Raw genomic sequence first — 19,551 nt, 5'->3', positions numbered from 1 at the left:
TGGCGGGAGGGGAATCCTGTTCCCAATTTAGCAGAAGAGCCGATAAAAACAAGAGAAAAAACCGAACTTCCCGGAAGAGGGAAGCACACGGCGGGGGGACGGGACCATGGCCGGGAATGGCGGGGCGCGGAGCGGGACCGACGGGAAAACCGATGCGGGTCAGTGGATGCTGGCCGTGGGCGGCGGGGTCATCAGGTGCAGTTCGATGGCCTGGTGGGCGCTACGCTCAATGGTCCGCACCTTGTCGTGGGACACGCCCAGGGCCTGGGCGGTCTCGGACGTGGACAGGCCCTCGCCGTGGCGCATCATGAGCACGGTGCACTGGGTGGAGTCCAGGGGGTTGCCTGTCTCGTCAACCAGGAGGGCCATGCCCATGGCGTCGGCGCCCATGAGGCCCAGGATGCGCGACAGGGGCATCGTGGGGTAGAGCACCGCGCGCACGTATTCCATGGTGGTCTCGCGGGTCAGGCCGTGCATCAGCTTCAGGGCGTCGCCGAAGCGCTCGCGCTCCTCGGCCAGGCGCTGGGGGGGCATGGAGCAGAAGCGGTTGTAGACCGTGTCCACCACCATCAGAATGTCCTTGGAGGGCAGGCGGCCCGTGGCCTTTTCCATGGTATCGGTGACCGTGGTGTAGACCACGCTCCGGGTGAGGGCGAACAACTCGTCGGGGTTCACGGTCTCAAAAGCGGTCTCGTCGCGCAAGGCCCTGTCCAGGGTCACCCAGTCGAGCATGGTGGTGGCTCTTTGTTTGCACTTCATGGGCTGTTATTCGAGCGCGGGGAGGGGAAACATCCATGGGGTGGGGAAAATAGTTGTGGCGTGTGATGGGAAAGTTGTTGGGGAAAATTGTCGTAGCGCAAAACCACTTCCGCCCTCCCTCCCCGCCCGCCGCGTTCCCTCGCGGGTAGGGCGTTGGTTTGTCGGGAATGATGGGGGAGGCGACGCGGTCGCGCCCCATGCGGGTGCGGGGGGCGCTGGGACGTGGCGGTGGTGCGGTCCTCCGTTGATTTCTCCCCTCGTGTCGCGGCACGATCAATACGGTAATTTGTGGCCAAGAGCCGTGGGTCGGGCAATGCCCAATGATCCTGCCCCTCATCCGTTTCACGTCCAAGCTCATCAACCGACTTCAGCGGCACACACCCATACCCACCCCGAAAATCGGGACCGTACAGCGAATTCCCGGGCGTACCGTGTAGCCCGAGGAATTACGCAGGGACCGCCTGCGGCCGGGACGTCATGGCCCTTCGGCCTTTCTCCTCCGGCAACGCACCTGTCGGACGCGCAAGACCACCCCCTGCATCGGGGCGATAGGGGCGACGCGGAGGCGTATCGCGTAGCCCCGCCAAAGCCCCTGCTCCGCCGACACGCATGGCTTTCTAGGCAAGACACGCCTTGGAGCTTCCCAAAAGTATCTTCGGCCCGGTAACGCCCCCGCCCCAAAAGGGGGGCAGGGGAGTCCAAGGGGCCTGAGGGGCTCGCCCCCCCGGCCCCTTTGGCAGCTGGTTCGAATGCGCAAGCGTTTGAACCAGCTGTCCCCCAAGACCATGCTTTCCCTGTCATGGCCAAAACCCACAATCACCTTTTCTCTTCGTCACGCCGCAACCCGCCACCCGCAACGCCCCTCCCCACAGTCCCTCAACTCAACACCCAAAACAAAAAGGCCCCCCGCTTTCGCGGGAGGCCTCGATGCGTCGTCGTCGGATCAATCTCTAATCAGGCAAACTGTCCAAGGAAGCGGGCGTCGTTCTCGAAGAACATCCGCAGGTCCCCTATCCCGTACTTCAACATGGCCACGCGCTCCACGCCCAGGCCGAAGGCGAACCCGGTGTAGGCCTCGGGGTCGTAGCCCACGGCCTTGAACACCTCGGGGTCCACCATGCCGCAGCCCAGGATCTCCACCCAGCCGGTCTGCTTGCAGACCCGGCAGGGCTCGCCGTCCACCTCTCCCGCGCCGCCGCACATGCAGCAGCTGATGTCCACCTCGGCGCTGGGCTCGGTGAACGGGAAAAAGCTCGGACGGAAGCGCACGCGCGTGTCCGCGCCGAAGATGCGCTGCACGAAGCTGGTCAGCATGCCGCGCAGGTCGGCCATGGAGACCTCGTGGTCCACGAGCAGCCCTTCGATCTGATGGAACATGGGCGTGTGCGTGATGTCCGAGTCGCGGCGGTAGACCTTGCCCGGGGCGATGACCGCCACCGGAGGCTTCTGCTTGACCATGGTCCGCACCTGCAGAGGCGAGGTATGGGTCCTCAGCACCACGTTGTCCGTGATGTACAGGGTGTCCTGCATGTCGCGGGCCGGGTGCTCGGGGGGCAGGTTCAAGGCCTCGAAGTTGTACCAGTCCGTCTCGATCTCGGGACCGGAAACCACCTCAAACCCCAGGCCGGAGAAGACCTCGCAGATCTCCTCCATGACCAGGGTCACGGGATGCAGGGACCCCATGGCCGGGGTGCGCCCGGGCATGGTGGCGTCGAAACGCGAGAGGTCCTGGTCCGCGCCCGCGCGGGACAGCTCGGCCTCGCGCGTCTCGAAGAGCTGGGTCAGCTCGTCCTTGACGGCGTTGCCGGTCTTTCCCGCCAGGGGCCTGTCCTCGGGGGACAGGTCCTTGAGGCCCGCCAGCTTGGCAGCCAGCAGGCCCTTGCGTCCCAGGAACCGGACGCGGATTTCCTCCAGGTCGCCATTGCCGGAAATTCCGGCCAGGGCCTCGGCGAACTCGGGCACCAGGGCCTCGAGTTCGCTCACCAGCGTGGAACCCGCTTCACTCACGACTAATTCACCTTGGATTTGGCCACTTCGGCGATCTTGGCGAAGCCTTCCTTGTCGCGCACGGCGATGTCGGCCAGGACCTTGCGGTTCAGCTCCACTCCGGCCTTCTTCAGGCCGTCGATCATCCGGGAGTAGGACAGCCCGTGCTGGCGGGCGGCGGCGTTGATGCGGATGATCCACAGCTTGCGGAACTCCCGCTTGCGGACCTTGCGGTCGCGGTAGGCGTAGACCAGGGCGCGCTCCACGGTCTCGCGGGCGGTGGTGTACAGCTTGCTGCGAGCGCCGCGGTAGCCGCGGGCCAGCTTCAAATATTTCTTGTGGCGCCTCTTGGCCACAGTTCCTCTTTTAATGCGCATCGTTCATTTCCTCCTTGTCGGCCCGCACTCCTGGGTTACCCCGGCCCTGCAGGCAGAACGATATGACGTGATTGTTTCGGGTCCTACTTCTTCAACGTGGCCACGGGCACCATGCGGCGCACCGCGCCCTCGTTGGCGCTGTCCACCAGGGCGGGCTTGCCCAGGCGGTTCTTGCGGGCGCGGCTCTTCTTGGTCAAGATGTGCCGCAGGCCCTGACGGCGGCGGCGGATCTTGCCGGAACCGGTGAGCTTGAACCGTTTGGCGGCGCTCCGGTTGGTCTTGATCTTGGGCATCTCTGTTCACTCCTTAAAGGGGTCTCGATCTTCCATGACGACGCTCCGGCAAAGGCCGGAGCCCGGGCGGCTCGCGCCGCCCGGAAATTTCTGCGCCCCGCGCGGGCGCTTGCTGCTTCCCGGGGAGGAGGCCTGCGGCTAGGAGGACTTCACAGGGGCAAGCAGGAGGCTCATGGTCCGGCCTTCGGAACGCGGCAGCTGCTCCACCTTGGCGATGTCGCCCACGGCTTCCACCATGCGCTCCAAGACCATCAGTCCGCGATCCTTGTGCACGATCTCGCGGCCCCGGAAGAACACGGTGACCTTGACCCGGTCGCCGTTCTCCAGAAAACGCGTCACATGCTTGAGCTTGGTGTTGAAATCATGGTCGTCGGTTTTGGGCCGGACCTTGATCTCCTTGATCTGCACCACGCTCTGTTTCTTCCGGGCCTCCTGCAGCTTTTTCTGCTGCTGGTACTTGTATCGCCCGAAGTCCATGATCTTGCATACCGGCGGACGGGCGTTGGGCGCCACTTCCACCAGATCCAGTCCCTGCTCCTCGGCGAGGCGCAGGGCGTCCTGTGTAGGCATGATGCCCGCCTGATCGCCGTTGGCGTCGATCACGAGCACCTCGCGCACCCGAATCTGCCTGTTGCACCGGGCGTTAACGGCTGCTGAAGCTATAGCTCATTCCTCCTCGTTTGAACGGTTCGGCACTCTCGTCCTGAACCATTCCCACAGCCTCGTCCAAGGTCTTGAGGCCGAGATTTTCGCCGCGCAGGCGCACGTTGACGCCGCCGGCTTCCACTTCCTTGTCCCCCACCACCAGGATGTAGGGTATCTTCTGCACCTGGGCTTCACGCACCTTGTAGCCCAGCTTTTCATTACGCAAATCCGCCTCGACGCGCACCCCGCGTTCCTGCAGGGCGGCCAAGGCGGCCTGGGCGAACTCCTGCTGTGCATCGGTCACGGTGACGATGCGCGCCTGCACCGGAGCCAGCCACGTGGGGAACGCTCCGGCGAAGTGCTCGGTGAGCACGCCGATGAACCGTTCCACCGATCCCATGATGGCTCGATGCACCATGACAGGACGGTGCCTCTCACCATCGTCGCCGATGTATACCATGTCAAATCGTTCTGGCAAGGTGAAATCGACCTGAATCGTGGAGCACTGCCACTCGCGGCCCAGGCAGTCGCGCAGCTTGACGTCGATCTTGGGACCGTAGAACGCGCCGTCGCCCTCGTTGATCTCGTAGGGCAGGCCCATGTCGTCCATGGCGTCCATGAGGGCGCGGGTTGCGCGCTCCCAGTCCTCGTCGGAGCCGATGGACTTCTCGGGGCGGGTGCTGATCTCCATCAGGCACTCGAAGTCGAAGAGCCCCATGAGGTCCTGGATCCAGTGCATCACGCCCTTGATCTCGTCCTGCAGCTGGTCCGGGCGGCAGATGATGTGCGCGTCGTCCTGGGTGAACTGGCGCACGCGCAAGAGGCCGTGCAGCACGCCGGACTTCTCGTGGCGATGGACCACGCCGAACTCGAAATAGCGCTTGGGCAAGTCGCGGTAGCTCTTCCTGCCCGTGTTGTAGATCAGGATGTGCCCCACGCAGTTCATGGGCTTGACCCCGTAGGGGGTCTCGTCGATCTCCGTGAAGTACATGTTCTCGCGGTAGTTCTCGTAGTGCCCGGAGGTCTCCCAGAGCTCGCGCTTGAGGATCATGGGGGTACGCACGATGTCGTAGCCGCGCTTGAGCATCTCCTTGGCCACGAAGTCCTCAAGGATGGTCCTGAGCAGCGCGCCCTTGGGATGCCAGTAGGCCATGCCCGCGCCGCCTTCCTCGTGGAAGCTGAACAGGTCCAGCGCCGGGCCGAGCTTGCGGTGGTCGCGCTTCTTGGCTTCCTCAATCTGCGCCAAGTGGGCCTTCAAGGCCTTCTCGCTGTCGAAGGCGGTGCCGTAGATGCGCTGGAGCATCTTGTTCTTCTCGTCCCCGCGCCAGTAGGCCCCGGCCACGGACAAGAGCTTGAAGGCCTTGAGGCGGCCGGTGCTGGGGATGTGCGGGCCGCGGCAGAGATCGGTGAACTCGCCGTGGGTGTAGAGGGTGAACCGCTCCTCGCCCAGGTCTTCCATGATCTCGGTCTTGTAGTTCTCGCCCAGCTCGTCGAACAGCAGCGTGGCCGCGGCCTTGGTGGCCACCCGCGCCCGGAAGGGCAGGTCCTGGCCCACGATGCGCCGCATCTCGGCCTCGATGGCCTCGAGGTCGTCGGGGGTGAAGGGACGCTCGTAGTCGAAATCGTAGTAGAAGCCGTTCTCGATGGCCGGGCCGATGGTCACCCTGGCCTCGGGGAACAGGCGTTTGACGGCGTCGGCCATGATATGGGCCGCGCTGTGGCGGATGATCTCCAGGCCTTCGGTCGTATCCTCGAACACGGGCTCCAGCTCGGCGCATTCGCCGTTCACGGGGCGGAACAGGTCCACGACCACGCCGCACGAGCGGCAGGCCACCACCTGCTTGAACTTCTTCTTGGACAGCGCCCGCTCCAGAACTTCGGAGCAGGTCTCGCCGGCCTGCGCCTGGACCGGTTGACCGGCAACCATGATCTCCACGACACGTCTCCCGCGCAATTTCCTTATAATATAATGGGGAGGCCGCAGAGCCTCTGGGCTCCGCGTCCGTCCCGGACACAAAACAACTCAGGGAGGCCTCTGGGCCTCCCTGTCAGTCAAAATTTGGTAGGCCCGAGCAGATTTGAACTGCTGACCCCTTGCGCGTCAAGCAAGTGCTCTCCCCCTGAGCTACGGGCCTACTCCCTGATGGGGAAGAGAACGTATATTTCCACGTTCCCCGGCTGTCAAGCATATTCTCCCCTTTTTCCTCCCCGGGCCCCCGGGGCGGGCCAAATTCCCGTCCGGGGCTGGACAAAGCGCCCCCCGGGCCTTAGTTGCCTGGGATCGGCAGAGAATCAACTCTCGCAACGCACAGGCCCCAAGGGGGAAACCATGTCCTTGAACGAGATCGCCACCGACCATACCTGTCCGCACTGCGGAAACACGCTGCAACCCTGGGACGGCCCCCCGGAAACGGGCTGGGGCAGGATCCTGGTCTGCTGCAACAATGACTGTCCGTTCTTTCGCGGCTCCAACGCCGACGTGAACCAGTTCAACCCCGAATCCAAGCTCGGGTTCCGCTACGCCGAGGACCCGGCCAACGGCTACAAGTCCTTCAACCTGGCCTCCTATTGCGGCGACACCTTCATGCAGATGTGCGACGCGGACAAGCCCTGACGCCTTTCGCCAGCCCCTTCCCAAGGCCCGCAGCCCGAGCTGCGGGCCTTTTTCCCGGACCACGGGGAAATCGCCCTCCGACCACCTCCATCAGACCAGACTCCTTGTTTTTTTAGCGGAAAACACGTATCAGTTTTGTTTCAATATTCCGCCCATCCGGACGTCCTTACGTGCTCGGAGCGGCGGTAAACCGAATTCAGGTACAGGATATGAGGGATCGGCGCGGACCGGGGAAGCCCCGCCCGTGTGCGCCGCGCTGCTGCTCGGCTTCGCCGGCCTGGGCAACGCCGAAACCTTGAACATGGCCTTCGATGCGGCCCCGGTGTCCCTGGCCCCCCACGTCCAGCTCTCCGCAGGCATGATCCAGTACTCGCACATGGTCTTCGACCCGCTGGTCGCTGGACCAAGGACATGCAGTTCGAACCCCGTCTGGCCGAAAAATGGGAACGCCTTGATCCGCTCACCGTGCGCTTTCACCTGCGCAAGGACGTAACCTTCCACAGCGGCGCCCCCTTCACCGCCAAAGACGTGGCCTGGGCCATCGCCCGCCTCAAAACGAGCCAGGATTTCAAGGGGCTGTTCGAGATCTTCGACACGCCCGTGGTGGTGGACGACCAGACCATCGACATCAAGACCAAGGTGCCCTACCCGCTGCTGTTGAACATGGCCACCTACATCTTCCCCATGGACAGCAAGTTCTACACGGGCGACGCCCCGGAGACGGGCAAGACCAAGGACGCCATGGACAAGACTTCGCCCACCTTCGCCCCGACCCACGAGTCCGGCACGGGCAAGTACATGGTCACCCAGCGCGAGCACGGCGTGCGCATGGAATTCACCCAGTACAAGAACTACTGGGACAAGAACACCGGCAACGTGGACAAGATCATCCTCACGCCCATCAAGGAGGACGCCACCCGCCTGGCCCCCTGCTCTCGGGCGACGTGGACTTCATCATGCCCGTGCCGCCCCAGGACTACGGCCGCCGGGCAGCAGGCCCCCGAGGGCTTCCTGGGCTACACGCCCGAGCTCAAGCCCCGCTTCGACCTGGACAAGGCCAAGAAGCTCATGAAGGAGGCCGGGTACGAGGGCGGCTTCACCTGCTCCATGATCGCCCCCAACAACCGCTACGTGAACGACAAGAAGATCGCCCAGGCCGTGGCCTCCATGCTGGCCAAGATCAACATCAAGGTCGACCTGAAGACCATGCCCAAGGCCCAGTACTGGGACGAATTCGACGCCCAGGTGGCCGACATCCAGCTGATTGGCTGGCACCCGGACACCGAGGACTCGGCCAACCACACCGAATACCTGCTCATGTGCCCCAACAAGGACGCGGGCATGGGCGCCTACAACTCGGGCAACTACTGCAACGCCAGAGTTGACGAGCTCGTCGCCAAGTCCAACTCCGAGACCGACGTGGCCAAGCGCACGGCCATGCTCCAGGAGATCGAGCGCATCGCCTACGACGACGCGGCCTTCATCCCACTGCACTGGCAGCACCTGTCCTGGGCCGGGTCCGACAAGCTCGTGAACCCCGACGACATCGTCAACGTCATGAACTTCCCCTATTTCGGGGACCTGAACATGCAATAGCATCCCGTGCGGCGGCCGGGGGGGCTTGCCACAAGCCCCCCCCAGGGTGTATCGCACCCCCGCCCGAGGCTTTCCACGGCCCGCGGACCCCGTCCGCGGGCCGGCACAAAGCCCGGACCAAGCCCTCGGCGCCACAACACCAAACATACCGGCTCCCGATGTTCGCATTCACGGTCAGACGCATAACCCAGGCCTTCATGGTGATGCTCGTCATCAGCGTCATCGGCTTCGCCATCAAGCAGGCCGTGGGCGACCCGGTGCGCGACCTGGTGGGCGTGTCGATCCCCGTGTTCCTCACGGCCATCATGCTCATCTACGTGTTTTCCGTGATCCTGCACTGGCTGCCGTCCTACGGGCGGGGCGAGACCGTGACGCTCTTCGGCTGGTGGGACTCGGGCCTGGTCACGGCCGACGGCCTACGCCACCTGATCCTGCCGGGCATCTCCCTGTCCTCGGTGATGCTGCCCCTGTTCATCCGCCTGGTGCGCGCGGAGATGAAGGAGGCGCTGGAGGCCGAATACATGAAGTACGCCCGGGCCAAGGGCCTCAGGCCCTGGCGGGTGCTCCTGGTGCACGGATTCAAGAACACGCTGCTCCCTGTGATCACCGAGGGCGGCGTGCAGCTGGGCACCATGATCGCCTTCACCGTGCTCACGGAGACGGTCTTCCAGTGGCAGGACATGGGCTTCATCTTCCTGGAGGCCGTGGAGCGGGCGGATTCGTCGCTGCTGGTGGCCTATCTGGTGTTCGTGGGCGCGGTGTTCGTGTGCGTGAACACAGTGGTGGACATCATCTACGGCGTGGTCAATCCCATGGTCCGCGTGGCGGGGAGGAAATAGCCGTGGTGCATCTGGCCCATGTCGGGCAGCGTGTCCTACGGCGGCCAGCGCATCGACACCCTGAACCCCAGGGAGATGCAGCCCTACCGGCGCAGGATGCAGATGGTCTTCCAGGACCCTTACGCGTCGCTGAACCCGCGCATGACCGTGCGCCAGATCCTGGTGGAACCCCTGATGTTCCACAATCCCGGCCTGGGCCGGGCCGAGGCCGTGGAGCGCGGGCTCACGTACCTGTTCATCAGCCACGACCTATCCGTGGTGGAGCACATCTCCACGCGCGTGGCCGTTATGTACCTGGGCTGCCTGTGCGAGCTGGCCGGAACCTCCGACCTGTTCGGCACGCCCCTGCCCCCCTACACCCGGGCGCTGCTCTCGGCCATCCCGCAGCTGGGACAGCCCGGCAGCGGCCACGTACGGTTGTCCGGGGACGTGCCCACGCCCATCAACCTGCCCCCGGCCTGCGTGTTCCACGGCCGCTGCCCCCACGCGGACGAACGCTGCCGCAGCGAAATACCGCAGCTCCTGGAGCCCGCTCCCGGGCATTTCACGGCCTGCCACGCCGTGAAGGAAAACCGCATCTGAAGGACGCCCCCGCACCCCATGACCGTTCCCTGTGAACACCCCTGGCACGTCTACCTCCTGCGCTGCGCCGACGGCACCCTGTACTGCGGGGTGACCACGGACCTCTCGCGCCGTGTGGACGAGCACAACGCGGGAACAGGGGCGAAATACACCCGCGCCCGGCGTCCCGTGCATCTGGTGGCCAGCGCCGGGTTCCCGGACCGCTCCGCGGCCCAGAGCGCGGAATACGCGGTGAAACAACGGCCATCGAAACAAAAGATTATATTTTTGGATATGTTGGCAAAGGCCAGTCACGAAAAATCGAAAAAACAGGACCCCTGAGGGGTTGGAAAAACCGGCCGCGAAGGATATGGAAAAACGTATCCGTCAGCCGCCGCCCCTCTACGACGTAGTGAATAATTATGAATGCCGAAGTGATAGAACAATACCAAGGCAAGATCAGCAAGGAAGACATCAACGAGCTGCCCCTGGTGGGCTACGACGGCGACATCCGCCTGGTGACAGGCGCCCTGGCCGCTGACGAAGCCGCCCAGGAGATCGCCCAGGAGCCCGTGATCGGCTTCGACACCGAGTCGCGGCCGTCCTTCAAGAAGGGCCGCTACTATCTGCCTTCGCTGATCCAGATCGCCACCAGCGAACGGGTCTACATCTTCCAGCTGAGCAAGATCGCGTTCCCCGAATCCCTGAAGACCGTGTTCGCGGACAAGGGCATCCTCAAGACCGGCGTGGCCGTTGGCGACGACGTCAAGGACCTGCAGAAGCTCTCGCCCTTCCCGGACGCCGGATTCCTGGACCTGGGGGCCCTGGCCCTGAAGCTCAAGCTGGAGACCCACGGCCTGCGCAACCTGGCGGCCAAGTTCCTGGGCATCCGCATCTCCAAGGCCGCGCGGTGTACGAACTGGGCCAGCCCGAACCTGTCGCGGGCCCAGATCCGCTACGCGGCCACGGACGCCTGGATCTCGCGCGAACTCTACCTGAGCATGGACCAGGCCGGGCTGATCCCGGAAAACGGCGACGCCGCCCTGAACGGCTGACGCGCCGCCACTCCGCTCTCCACCCGGAGAAGCAGCGAGCCCCGCAACGGACTTCCGTAGCGGGGCTTGCTGGTTTTCGGGCCTGGCGAAATCAGGCGAAGGGGGCCAGGAACTCCACGGCGCGCCGCTCGTCCCAATACGGCCCCGAGGCGCCGTTGAGGGCGAAGCCCACGTGGCCGCCGGACTCCGGGGTCTCCAGGTAAATCCAGGCGCTGGCCAGGGCCTGCTCCCGGGGATAACACTCCGGGGCCAGGAAGGGATCGTCCTTGGCGTTCAGGACCAGCACGGGGGTGCGGATGGAATCCAGGAACTGCAGGCTGGAGCAGCGGGCGTAGTAGTCCGAGGCGTCGGCGTACCCAGCCAGGGGCGCGGTGTAGGTGTCGTCGAACTGGCGGAAGGTGCGCATTCCCGCGAGCCCGGCCAGGGACAGGCTGTCCGGGAACAGGGCGTGCTTGGCGCGGACCTTGGCCTTGAGGCTGCGCAGCAGATAGGCCTGGTAGACCTGGGCGAAGCCCGTTTCCAGCACCCGGCAGCAGGCGTCCAGGGCGCAGGGCGCGGACACGGACACGGCGGCCGCCAATTCCTTGGGCAGGCGCCCCGGGTCCTCGCCCAGGTACTTGAGGATCTGGTTGGCGCCCATGGAGAAACCCACCAGCGCGGCCCGCTCGTATCCACCCCGATCCAGGGCGTGGGTCAGCGCGGCGTGCACGTCGTCCGTCTCGCCGCTGTGGTAGAACCGGGGCAGACGATTCATCTCCCCGGAGCAGCCCCGGTGGTTCATGGCCACGCAGTCCCAGCCCGCGGCGTTGAGGGCCCGCACCATGCCGCGCACGTACTTGCGCCGGGAGTGGCCCTCCAGCCCGTGGATGACCAGGGCCAGGCGGCCGCCTTCCCCGGGGGCCGGGCTCCAGTCCAGGTCCAGGAAATCGCCGTCGTCCAGCTCCAGCCGCGTGCGCTGGAAATCCACCTCCGGGCGGGGCCGCAACAGCACGGGGGTGAGGGTCTGCAAGTGGCCGCTTCGCAGGTGCAGGGCCTTGGGCTGGTAGGCGGATTCATGGATCACGGGCATACGGATTAGTATATCACTCTCCCCGACAACTTTAAACCCCGCACGCGCCCCTCCCCGGCTGGACGGTGGTTGCCTTGGCCCCGAACCGAGGCTACATCCTGTACATGAGCGCCATCACCACCTCGGTCTTCGACCTCTTCAACATCGGACCCGGCCCGTCCAGCTCCCACACCATCGGCCCCATGCGCGCGGCCTACGACTTCCTCACCCGGGTGCGCGAACTGCCCGCCGACGCGCGGGCGCGGGCCGACGGCCTGCGGGCCACGCTGTTCGGGTCCCTGTCCGCCACGGGCGACGGGCACGGCACGGACAAGGCCGTGCTGGCGGGGCTCCTCGGCCACCAGCCCGAGACCGTGCCCCAGGAGGTCATGGACTCGCTCCTGGCGACGCCCGGGCAATCCTGGCCCCTGCCCGTGGAGGGCTGCGGCCTGGCCCTGGGCGCGAAGACCGTGGTCTTCGGCAAGGTCCGCCACAAGTTCCCGTACAGCAACACCCTGGTCCTGGCCCTGCGCGCGGACGGCGAGGCCCTCCTGGAGTTGGAGTACTATTCCACGGGCGGCGGGTTCATCCACTGGAAGGGGCGCGAGGAGCCGGACCTGGGCCGCCCGCCGTATCCCTACTCCAGCATGGCCGAGCTCAAGGACCGCCTGCGCGAAAGCGGGCTGCGCCTGTACGAGTTGATCCTGGCCAACGAGAAGGCGCTCCACGGCCGCAGCGAGCGCGAGATATTGGAGAACATCGACCGCATCGCCCGGTCCATGGAGAACGCGGTGGCCCGGGGCTGCGCCACCGAGGGCGTGCTGCCCGGGTGCATCGGCCTGAGGCGCAAGGCGCCAATCCTGGTGCGCCGCGCCAAGGAGGCCTCCCACGGCGCGGACCGCTTCCTGATGCTGCTGAACGCCTACGCCATGGCGGCGGCCGAGGAGAACGCCGCGGGCCACGTGGTGGTCACGGCGCCGACCTCGGGCTCCTCCGGGGTCATCCCCAGCGTCCTCTACGCCCTGCACAACCACATGGGCATCGACCGCGAGACCATGCGCACGGCCTTTCTCACGGCGGCGGCCGTGGGCTTCCTGGTCAAGCACAACGCGTCCATCGCCGGGGCCGAGGTGGGCTGCCAGGGGGAGATAGGCACGGCCAGCGCCATGGCCGCGGCCATGCTGGCCCACGCCAGGGGCCACCGCTTCCAGGTCATCGAGAACGCGGCAGAGATCGCCCTGGAGCACCACCTGGGCCTGACCTGCGACCCGGTGGCCGGGCTGGTGCAGATCCCCTGCATCGAGCGCAACGCCATGGGCGCGGTCAAGGCCTACAACGCCTACCTCATGGCCAGCCTGGGCGACCCGGCAACCCAGGTCATCGACCTGGACAAGGCCATCTGGACCATGAACCAGACGGGCCGCGACATGAACAGAAAATACAAGGAAACCAGCCTGGGTGGCCTGGCCGTGACCCACCCCAGATGCTGAGGCCCGAAGCACGGCGCGGCCTGACATGGCCAATTGGTAGAACACCCCAACTATAGGGATTCCCAGCCTTCAGCCCTTGGGCCGCATGGGAGCGAAGCGAGCATTCGGCCTTAGGGATGAGGACAGCAGCGCCAGGGGGTTACCCCCTTTGGCCGCCGGAGGCGAAACCTACTCGTCCCCGCGTACCCTGCCGCGCAATTTCTTCACGGCGGCGCGGGTCTTCTTGGCCTGCAGGCGGCGGGTCTTGGAGGCCCGGGTGGGCCGCGTCCTGCGGCGGGGCTTGTCGCGGTGCAGGGCCTGGCGCAGCAACTCGGCGAAGCGCTCCACGGCCAGCTCCTTGTTGGCGGCCTGGCTGCGGGTGTCCGAGGCCGTGACGCGAAGGACCCCGTCCTGGCTGATGCGGCCCGCCAGGCGCGAACGGATGCGCGCCCGCCGGCCCTCGTCCAGGGACGGCGAGGCCTCGACATCGAAGGCCAGGGCCACGCTGGTGGAGACCTTGTTCACGTGCTGGCCCCCGGGCCCGCCGCTGCGCACGGCCGTGAAGGACAGCTCCGAACGGGGGATGCGGAGCTCCGCGTTTATCTCGACGTATTCCATGGCGTGTTCCTCGGCCGCGCGGCCGCACGAATCCTGGCATTGACCCCTAGCGGTCAAGTCTTATACAGCGAAGGCGAAACGAACGAAAGGAGGACTTCCGTGAAGCTTGCCATACCCACCAAGGTCGACGCCAACGGCGCCCACGTGGTGGATTCCCATTTCGGCCACTGCGAATTCTACACCCTCCTGACCGTCGAGGACGGCCTGGTAAGCGTGGAGGAACACCTCTCCGCGCCCCAGGGCTGCGGCTGCAAGTCCAACATCGCCTCCACCCTGGCCGAGGAGGGCGTCAGCCTGCTCCTGGCCGGAAACATGGGCCAGGGCGCGGTGGACAAACTCAAGGAAGCGGGCATCGAGACCGTGCGGGGCATGAGCGGCCCGGTGCGCGGGGCCCTGGACAGCTGGCTGGCCGGAGACATCCCGGCCCAACCCGACATCTGCGAGCACCACGGCGACGACGGCCACGAATGCGGCAGCCACGCCCTGGAAGAGCTCCAGACCCGGCGCTAGGCCGTGCCCCGGCCCGAGCCCGAGGTGCGCGTGCAGCGCTTCCCCCTGGACAGGGAGTTGTCCTTTTTCCGCCTGACCCTGACGGACCGCGCGCGCACGGACGTGCTGGCGCTCTTGGCCGAGGCGGTGGAGAAGGCGCTCGCGCCCGTGACCCACGAGGTCAAGGTCAACCTGTCCGAGGACGGCGGCGCGTTCATCATGGCCTTTCTGGCGGACAAGCGCCCCCTGGACGAGCAGGCGGTGCACGAACTGCTGACCCCGGAACTCAAGCGCCACGGCGCACGATTCGATACCTGAAGGAGTATACATGAGCGATTGTCCCTGCGGCTCCGGCCGCGCCCTGGAAGAATGCTGCGGCCCGGCCCTGGACGGAACCACCCCCGCGGCCACGGCCGAGGCCCTGATGCGTTCGCGCTACTCGGCCTACGCCCTGGGCAACATCGACTACGTCGAGTCCACCCTGGCCCCGGCCCAGCGCCGCAAGTTCGACTATGAGGGCGCGAAGCACTGGTCCGAGTCCGCCACGTGGCAGGGCCTGACCGTGCACGAGACCCAGGACGGCGGCGAGGCCGACGAGACCGGCGTGGTGGAGTTCACCGCGGCCTTCGAGCTTTCGGGCACGGCCCAGGAGCACCACGAAGTGGCCAAATTCTCGCGCCAGGACGGGGCCTGGGTGTATGCGGGCGGCGAGGTCACGGGCACGACCTTCCGCCGCGAGACCCCCAAGGTGGGCCGCAACGAGCCCTGTCCCTGTGGAAGCGGCAAGAAGTTCAAAAAATGCTGCGGCCGCTAGCAGGGCGTCCAGAAACAGCGATCTGCCGCGTCGCTTCGCTGCTGCGGGCGATGCAAACCCTCGCGTACGGGGGTACAGCTCTGCTCTCGATATCTGTAAGGCTCGAAGACTCGCCTAACAGCTAGTCGGTCGTCGGTCTTGCATTTTTCTTGCGCCTTGCATCTCACTATTTCTGAACGCCCTGCGCGACAACCTGTTCACGAAAGATTGAAGGGCGGGACATGGCCGAACCCTACACCGTACGCGAGAGCGCCCGCGCCAGGCGCGTGACCCTGCGGGTTTCGCCGCGCCGGGGGGTGGAGGTGGTGGTGCCCCGGGGCTTCGACCGGGCCGCCGTACCGGGCATCGTGGCCCGGCGCGAGGGCTGGATCGAGGCCCAGGTGCAGCGCCTGCGGGACAAGGGCTGGAGCGAGTCGCCGCCCGGGCGGCCGGAGGTGCTGCCCCTGCGCGCCCTGGGCCGCGAGGTGCGACTGGAGGCCGTGCACGCCGCAGGCCGGGCCACGGCCCTCACGCCCCGGGGGCCGGACAGGCTGCTGCTCTCCGGGGACACGGAGGACCACGCCGCGGGCCGGGTCCTGGTCCTGGCCTGGCTCAAGACCCAGGCGCGGCTGCATCTGGTGCCGCGCCTGCGCGAGCTTTCCGCGCGCCACGGCCTGCCCTTTGCTGGCGCGCAAGTGCGGGCCCAGGCCTCGCGCTGGGGCAGCTGCTCAGCGCGCGGCGCCATCAGCCTGAACTGCAAGCTCTGTTTTTTGCCGCCGGAGCTGGCGGAGCACGTGCTGCTGCACGAGCTGGCGCATCTGCGGCATCTGGACCACTCCCCGGATTTCCACGCCTTCCTGCACCGCCTGGACCCCGAGAGCGCGGCCCGTTCCCGGGCCCTGGCCGACGCCTGGCACCACGTGCCGGGCTGGCTGGACTGAGCTCCCCGGCCCGCTCCCGCCCCCGCCCCGCCTCCCGGGGATTCTTGCCGCCCGGCGGTTTTTGCCCTTGTCCTTGCAATTCCCCGCAGATTTGTCATTATTCTTATGTCCCCCAACTTCCAGACCACGGATGCCAGGACATGAGCACAGACGAATATCCGAAACCCTTGTTCCACCCGGAGGACGAGGGCGGCGAGTGCCCGGGGGCGGAGCGCGCCCGGCCCATCGCCGAGCGCATCGAGGCCAAGACCGAGGACTATGCCAGCTACCAGTTCACCGAGCCCCAGACCCGGGCCCTGAACATCTTTTTCGATCTGGTGCAGGAGTTCGACGACGAGAAGGACTTCCTGGCCATCTGCGTGATGGTGCCCAAGATCATCTTCGGGCTGGACTGCGCCCTGTACCTGGTGACCAAGGACCTGGACCTGGCCTGCAAGGTCTGCACGGGGAGCGCGGCCCTGCGCCCGGGGGCGTCCGCGCCCCTGCATCCGGACAGGCGCGACGGGCATTGGTACTTCCCCATCCGCGCCAACCCCAAGCATCTGGAGCAGCTCCCGTTTTCGCCGCCCGAGGGCGTCATCGGCTGCCTGGAGGTCCATCCAGCCGAGCGCATGCAGGCCGGGGACAGCCTGTTCTGGGAAAAGTTCGCCAACCGCATCGGCTTCCAGATGCACAACCGCATGATGCACGACGCCAACAGGGTGCATCTGCGCTTCATCCGCAACCTGGCCAAGGACATCGGGCACAACGTCATCGTGCCCAACATGTACTTCAAGCTGTTCTTCAACCGCCTGAAGCGCAGCATCGACGGCCTCGGGGAGCTCAAGGCCGACATGGTGGCCGCAAGCGACCCCCACGGCCTGCGCATCACGTCCCTGCACGCGGACCTGGAGGCCCAGTTCGAAGAGATCGCCAGCCACTACGAGCAGACCAGCCTGTACCTGGAGACGCTGCTCAGGCAGAGCCATTTCGAAAAGGGGCACTACGTGCTGGAGCGCCGCCCCTGCGACGTGGCCCGGCAGATCATCGACCCCCAGCTGCACCACTTCCTGCCCCGCTTCGAGGAGCAGTCCATCGCGGTGGACGGCTGCCCGGGCCCGGAGGTGGACGCGGGCATCCTGATGGTGGACGTGGGCCTGTTGGCGCAGGTCTATTCGAACCTCTTCTCCAACGCCCTGAAATACACGGGCCCGCCGCCGGACGGCCAGGGCCGCAAGCGCATCTCCTGCACCATGCGCCGTGAGAAGAACGCCTTCGGGCCAGGACAGGACGGAATCCTCTTCGGCGTGTTCACCACGGGCAAGCCCATCCCCGAGGACAAGGGCGCGAGGCTGTTCGAGGCCGGGGTGCGCGGGGACGACGCGAACCTGCCCGAGGGCTCGGGCCACGGCCTGTTCTTCGTGCGCCAGATCGTGGAACTGCACGGCGGCAGGGCCGGGCACGCCCCCCGCGCCGACGGCAACGAATTCCACATCCTCCTGCCCTGCGCCCAGCCGGAGGCCAGGCGCCCCGGAGGCCGCAGGCCATGAACGCGCCCCCCGCCCGCATCCTGAGCGTCGAGGACGATCCCCACGTGCGCCGGTCCATCATGGACTGGCTCCAGGACAGCGGGTTCGAGATGCGGGCCGAGGCCACGGGAAAGGAAGGCGTCGCGGCCTTCGGCGAGTTCGAGCCCGACCTGGTGCTCCTGGACATGGGCCTGCCGGACATTTCCGGCCTGGAGGTGCTGGCCAGGCTGCACGAACGCTCCCCGGACACGCCCGTGGTCATCGTCTCGGGCGGGGCGCAGATATCCGACGCCATCGGCGCGTTCAAGGCCGGGGCCTGGGACTACGTGACCAAGCCCATCATGAACTTCGACGCCCTGGAGCAGACCATCCGCAACTGCCTGGAGCGCAAGGCCCTGAAGGAGGAAATCCGCCTGGCCGAGGCGCGCTACAGCCGCCTGCTGCAGAACCTGCCCGTGGTCATCTTCTCCCTGGACCGGGACCTGGGCCTGTCCTTCATCAACGACACCAGCCTCGAGGTCCTGGGCTACACCCCGGACGAGATGCTGGCCGACCCGCCCTGGTTCACCTCGCGCATCCACCAGGAGGACCTGGCCAAGGTCCAGGCGGCCTTCGAATCCGTGCGCTCCGGCCGGGAGCGGGGCTTCCGGCTGGGCTTCCGCTTCCGCCACAAGAAGGGCTACCTGCTGCACCTCTCGGCCCAGTCCCTGCTCATGGCGGACAACGACGCAGAAGGCGGCGGGCAGGCGGACGCCCTCTCGGGCATCATCACCGACGTCACGGAGCGGGTGTTCCTGGAAAAGGTGTTGGTGCAGCGCGAAAAGCTGAACACCCTGGGGGCCATGTCCCACGAGCTGGCCCACGAGATCCGCAACCCCCTCATGTCCCTGGGCGGGTTCGCGAAACGCCTGGCGGACAAGCACCCCGAGATTCCCGAAACGGGCATCATCCTGGAGCAGGCCGTGCGCCTGGAAAAGCTCATGAACCGCATCAGCGCCTATGTGGCGCCGGTGCCGGTGAAGACCCAGCAGGTCAACGTGGCCGCGGTGCTGACCTTCTGCCTGGACAGGCTGGCCCCCGGGCTGGTGCGCGAGGGCCTGGACATCCGGCCCCGGCTGGACATGGCCCTGCCGGACATCCATTCGGACCCGGACCTGCTCACGGACATCCTGGCGGGCATCCTCAACTATCTGGCGCGGATCATGACGGCGGAGAACTCGCTGATCATCCACACCCGCCAGAGCCCGTCCCACGTGAGCGTGGAGTTCGAGCTGCAGGGCCCGGCCGAAGGGCTGCCCGCCAACCCGGACTCGCTGCTGCTGCCCTTCGACGGCCAGGGAGCGGCCATGGACTTGGCCCTGGCCTACCGCAATCTGAAGAATCTCGGCGGGATGCTCGCCCTGAGCCGGGAGCGGAAGGATACCGCCGTGCTCACGGCGTCGCTGCCGCTGGGGCGGAAGGCCGGGGGCTGAGCCGACGCACGGGCGGTGCCATTTCTTTCCTTTCTTCAACGCAAAACCAAACGTGCCCTCCCGCCCTCCCGCCGCATTCCGCAACAGGTATGACGGGGTGGTCTGGAGGGAGGGTTTGTAGCGCTGCAGGCGCGTGGCGCGGGGGAGGCGCGCTCCCTTCGAAGGATTTCCCCCGCCGCGCGGCTGCGCCGCAGGGGCGGGACAAATCCAGGCAGTCGCACACCTCTCCCGCGCCACGCGCCGGGCATTGCTACAGAGCCTCCCGACCCGAGAACGCGACAGGGAGAAAGGAAAAGTATCCTACCCGATGATGGAGACGAGGGCGCTGGCCAAAAGCATACTTGGCCCCATGGTGTCGTGCTATTTGCGATGCGGCCCCACCTGCTCCCCAAGCCCCGGCGCGCTGTCCGACGAAGCGGCTGTGATGAAAATCAGCGAAGCGGAGTCGGGCTCGTGCGACGGGGCGGCACCACCTGTGCCGTGACACG

At 66.3% G+C, this 19,551-nt stretch carries 19 protein-coding genes, 1 tRNA gene and 2 pseudogenes; 13 read left to right on the top strand and 9 right to left on the bottom strand.

Features of this window, described 5'->3' with window-relative positions:
• Nucleotides 1-159: 159 nt before the first annotated feature.
• The 7 genes from ACYYG1_RS02680 to ACYYG1_RS02650 all read right to left on the bottom strand — a co-directional run bounded on the left by ACYYG1_RS02680 (nt 160) and on the right by ACYYG1_RS02650 (nt 6,195).
• The gene (locus ACYYG1_RS02680; RefSeq protein ID WP_461208724.1) at nt 160-759 is read right to left on the bottom strand and encodes a sigma factor-like helix-turn-helix DNA-binding protein; all 600 of its coding nucleotides are present in this window, start codon (nt 757-759) and stop codon (nt 160-162) included.
• A 954-nt stretch (nt 760-1,713) separates the two neighbouring features.
• Nucleotides 1,714-2,766 carry a phenylalanine--tRNA ligase subunit alpha gene (pheS, locus tag ACYYG1_RS02675; RefSeq protein WP_461208723.1) on the bottom strand — a complete coding sequence of 351 codons (1,053 nt, stop codon included), beginning with the start codon at nt 2,764-2,766 and terminating at the stop codon, nt 1,714-1,716.
• A 2-nt stretch (nt 2,767-2,768) separates the two neighbouring features.
• The gene (gene rplT, locus ACYYG1_RS02670) at nt 2,769-3,122 is read right to left on the bottom strand and encodes a 50S ribosomal protein L20 (protein ID WP_461208722.1); all 354 of its coding nucleotides are present in this window, start codon (nt 3,120-3,122) and stop codon (nt 2,769-2,771) included.
• 83 nt (nt 3,123-3,205) lie between these two features.
• The gene (rpmI, locus tag ACYYG1_RS02665) at nt 3,206-3,415 is read right to left on the bottom strand and encodes a 50S ribosomal protein L35 (protein ID WP_461208721.1); all 210 of its coding nucleotides are present in this window, start codon (nt 3,413-3,415) and stop codon (nt 3,206-3,208) included.
• Nucleotides 3,416-3,553: 138 nt separating this feature from the next.
• Entirely contained in the window at nt 3,554-4,078 is a 525-nt protein-coding gene (gene infC / locus ACYYG1_RS02660; RefSeq protein ID WP_461208773.1) for a translation initiation factor IF-3, read from the bottom strand.
• Nucleotides 4,059-5,996: a threonine--tRNA ligase gene (gene thrS, locus ACYYG1_RS02655; RefSeq protein WP_461208720.1), complete on the bottom strand. Its 1,938-nt coding sequence runs from the start codon at nt 5,994-5,996 to the stop codon at nt 4,059-4,061. The genes infC and thrS overlap by 20 nt, the downstream gene beginning before the upstream one ends.
• Nucleotides 5,997-6,120: 124 nt before the next feature.
• A tRNA-Val gene (locus ACYYG1_RS02650) sits at nt 6,121-6,195 on the bottom strand.
• Between the two features lie 194 nt (nt 6,196-6,389).
• Between ACYYG1_RS02650 and ACYYG1_RS02645 the strand changes: the two genes are divergently transcribed.
• From ACYYG1_RS02645 to ACYYG1_RS02620, 6 genes and pseudogenes are all read left to right on the top strand, one after another.
• Nucleotides 6,390-6,674 (top strand): hypothetical protein, encoded by a 285-nt coding sequence (locus tag ACYYG1_RS02645; RefSeq protein WP_461208719.1) that lies wholly within the window; start codon nt 6,390-6,392, stop codon nt 6,672-6,674.
• A gap of 244 nt (nt 6,675-6,918) precedes the next feature.
• Nucleotides 6,919-8,270: pseudogene (locus ACYYG1_RS02640) on the top strand (ABC transporter substrate-binding protein).
• 158 nt (nt 8,271-8,428) lie between these two features.
• Nucleotides 8,429-9,109 carry an ABC transporter permease gene (locus ACYYG1_RS02635; protein ID WP_461208718.1) on the top strand — a complete coding sequence of 227 codons (681 nt, stop codon included), beginning with the start codon at nt 8,429-8,431 and terminating at the stop codon, nt 9,107-9,109.
• 15 nt (nt 9,110-9,124) lie between these two features.
• Nucleotides 9,125-9,691: pseudogene (locus tag ACYYG1_RS02630) on the top strand (oligopeptide/dipeptide ABC transporter ATP-binding protein); the annotation flags it as partial.
• 18 nt (nt 9,692-9,709) lie between these two features.
• Nucleotides 9,710-10,012, top strand: coding sequence for a GIY-YIG nuclease family protein (locus ACYYG1_RS02625; protein WP_461208717.1), 303 nt, complete (start codon nt 9,710-9,712; stop codon nt 10,010-10,012).
• 92 nt (nt 10,013-10,104) lie between these two features.
• Nucleotides 10,105-10,725, top strand: coding sequence for a 3'-5' exonuclease (locus ACYYG1_RS02620; protein WP_461208716.1), 621 nt, complete (start codon nt 10,105-10,107; stop codon nt 10,723-10,725).
• 91 nt (nt 10,726-10,816) lie between these two features.
• On the opposite strand, the gene ACYYG1_RS02615 is transcribed toward ACYYG1_RS02620, so the two are convergent.
• Nucleotides 10,817-11,794 (bottom strand): hydrolase, encoded by a 978-nt coding sequence (locus ACYYG1_RS02615; RefSeq protein ID WP_461208715.1) that lies wholly within the window; start codon nt 11,792-11,794, stop codon nt 10,817-10,819.
• A 74-nt stretch (nt 11,795-11,868) separates the two neighbouring features.
• Here ACYYG1_RS02615 and ACYYG1_RS02610 point away from each other — a divergent pair, with 74 nt between their 5' ends.
• Nucleotides 11,869-13,263, top strand: coding sequence for an L-serine ammonia-lyase (locus ACYYG1_RS02610; protein WP_461208714.1), 1,395 nt, complete (start codon nt 11,869-11,871; stop codon nt 13,261-13,263).
• Nucleotides 13,264-13,431: 168 nt separating this feature from the next.
• Here the strand turns inward: ACYYG1_RS02610 and arfB are convergent, their stop codons facing one another.
• Entirely contained in the window at nt 13,432-13,860 is a 429-nt protein-coding gene (arfB, locus tag ACYYG1_RS02605) for an alternative ribosome rescue aminoacyl-tRNA hydrolase ArfB (RefSeq protein WP_461208713.1), read from the bottom strand.
• A gap of 99 nt (nt 13,861-13,959) precedes the next feature.
• Here arfB and ACYYG1_RS02600 point away from each other — a divergent pair, with 99 nt between their 5' ends.
• The 6 genes from ACYYG1_RS02600 (at nt 13,960) to ACYYG1_RS02575 (ending at nt 19,063) form a co-directional block, all read left to right on the top strand.
• A complete protein-coding gene (locus ACYYG1_RS02600; protein WP_461208712.1) occupies nt 13,960-14,370 on the top strand; it encodes a NifB/NifX family molybdenum-iron cluster-binding protein in 411 nt (136 codons plus the stop codon).
• Nucleotides 14,371-14,373: 3 nt separating this feature from the next.
• Nucleotides 14,374-14,667, top strand: a complete 294-nt coding sequence (locus ACYYG1_RS02595) for a hypothetical protein (protein WP_461208711.1) — start codon at nt 14,374-14,376, stop codon at nt 14,665-14,667.
• 10 nt (nt 14,668-14,677) lie between these two features.
• Nucleotides 14,678-15,163 carry a YchJ family protein gene (locus ACYYG1_RS02590; protein WP_461208710.1) on the top strand — a complete coding sequence of 162 codons (486 nt, stop codon included), beginning with the start codon at nt 14,678-14,680 and terminating at the stop codon, nt 15,161-15,163.
• Nucleotides 15,164-15,384: 221 nt separating this feature from the next.
• Nucleotides 15,385-16,083 carry a M48 family metallopeptidase gene (locus tag ACYYG1_RS02585; RefSeq protein WP_461208709.1) on the top strand — a complete coding sequence of 233 codons (699 nt, stop codon included), beginning with the start codon at nt 15,385-15,387 and terminating at the stop codon, nt 16,081-16,083.
• Nucleotides 16,084-16,223: 140 nt separating this feature from the next.
• The gene (locus tag ACYYG1_RS02580) at nt 16,224-17,612 is read left to right on the top strand and encodes a sensor histidine kinase (protein ID WP_461208708.1); all 1,389 of its coding nucleotides are present in this window, start codon (nt 16,224-16,226) and stop codon (nt 17,610-17,612) included.
• On the top strand, nt 17,609-19,063 hold the full coding sequence (locus ACYYG1_RS02575) for a response regulator (protein ID WP_461208707.1): 1,455 nt from the start codon (nt 17,609-17,611) through the stop codon (nt 19,061-19,063). The genes ACYYG1_RS02580 and ACYYG1_RS02575 overlap by 4 nt, the downstream gene beginning before the upstream one ends.
• Nucleotides 19,064-19,551 lie beyond the last annotated feature (488 nt).

The sequence above is a fragment of the Desulfocurvus sp. DL1XJH-121 genome (genome assembly GCF_054819825.1).
The sequence above is the reverse complement of the archived record's forward strand: the minus strand, read 5'-3'. Positions and strand labels throughout refer to the sequence as shown.

Bases quoted from the DNA above. Each gene is read 5' to 3' on its own strand.
- ACYYG1_RS02575 (WP_461208707.1), top strand. From the start codon at position 17,609: ATGAACGCGCCCCCCGCCCGCATCCTGAGCGTCGAGGACGATCCCCAC.
- ACYYG1_RS02680 (WP_461208724.1), bottom strand. From the start codon at position 759: ATGAAGTGCAAACAAAGAGCCACCACCATGCTCGACTGGGTGACCCTG.
- rplT (WP_461208722.1), bottom strand. From the start codon at position 3,122: ATGCGCATTAAAAGAGGAACTGTGGCCAAGAGGCGCCACAAGAAATAT.
- ACYYG1_RS02615 (WP_461208715.1), bottom strand. From the start codon at position 11,794: ATGCCCGTGATCCATGAATCCGCCTACCAGCCCAAGGCCCTGCACCTG.
- ACYYG1_RS02645 (WP_461208719.1), top strand. From the start codon at position 6,390: ATGTCCTTGAACGAGATCGCCACCGACCATACCTGTCCGCACTGCGGA.
- ACYYG1_RS02625 (WP_461208717.1), top strand. From the start codon at position 9,710: ATGACCGTTCCCTGTGAACACCCCTGGCACGTCTACCTCCTGCGCTGC.
- ACYYG1_RS02635 (WP_461208718.1), top strand. From the start codon at position 8,429: ATGTTCGCATTCACGGTCAGACGCATAACCCAGGCCTTCATGGTGATG.
- ACYYG1_RS02585 (WP_461208709.1), top strand. From the start codon at position 15,385: ATGGCCGAACCCTACACCGTACGCGAGAGCGCCCGCGCCAGGCGCGTG.
- ACYYG1_RS02580 (WP_461208708.1), top strand. From the start codon at position 16,224: ATGAGCACAGACGAATATCCGAAACCCTTGTTCCACCCGGAGGACGAG.
- ACYYG1_RS02590 (WP_461208710.1), top strand. From the start codon at position 14,678: ATGAGCGATTGTCCCTGCGGCTCCGGCCGCGCCCTGGAAGAATGCTGC.
- rpmI (WP_461208721.1), bottom strand. From the start codon at position 3,415: ATGCCCAAGATCAAGACCAACCGGAGCGCCGCCAAACGGTTCAAGCTC.
- arfB (WP_461208713.1), bottom strand. From the start codon at position 13,860: ATGGAATACGTCGAGATAAACGCGGAGCTCCGCATCCCCCGTTCGGAG.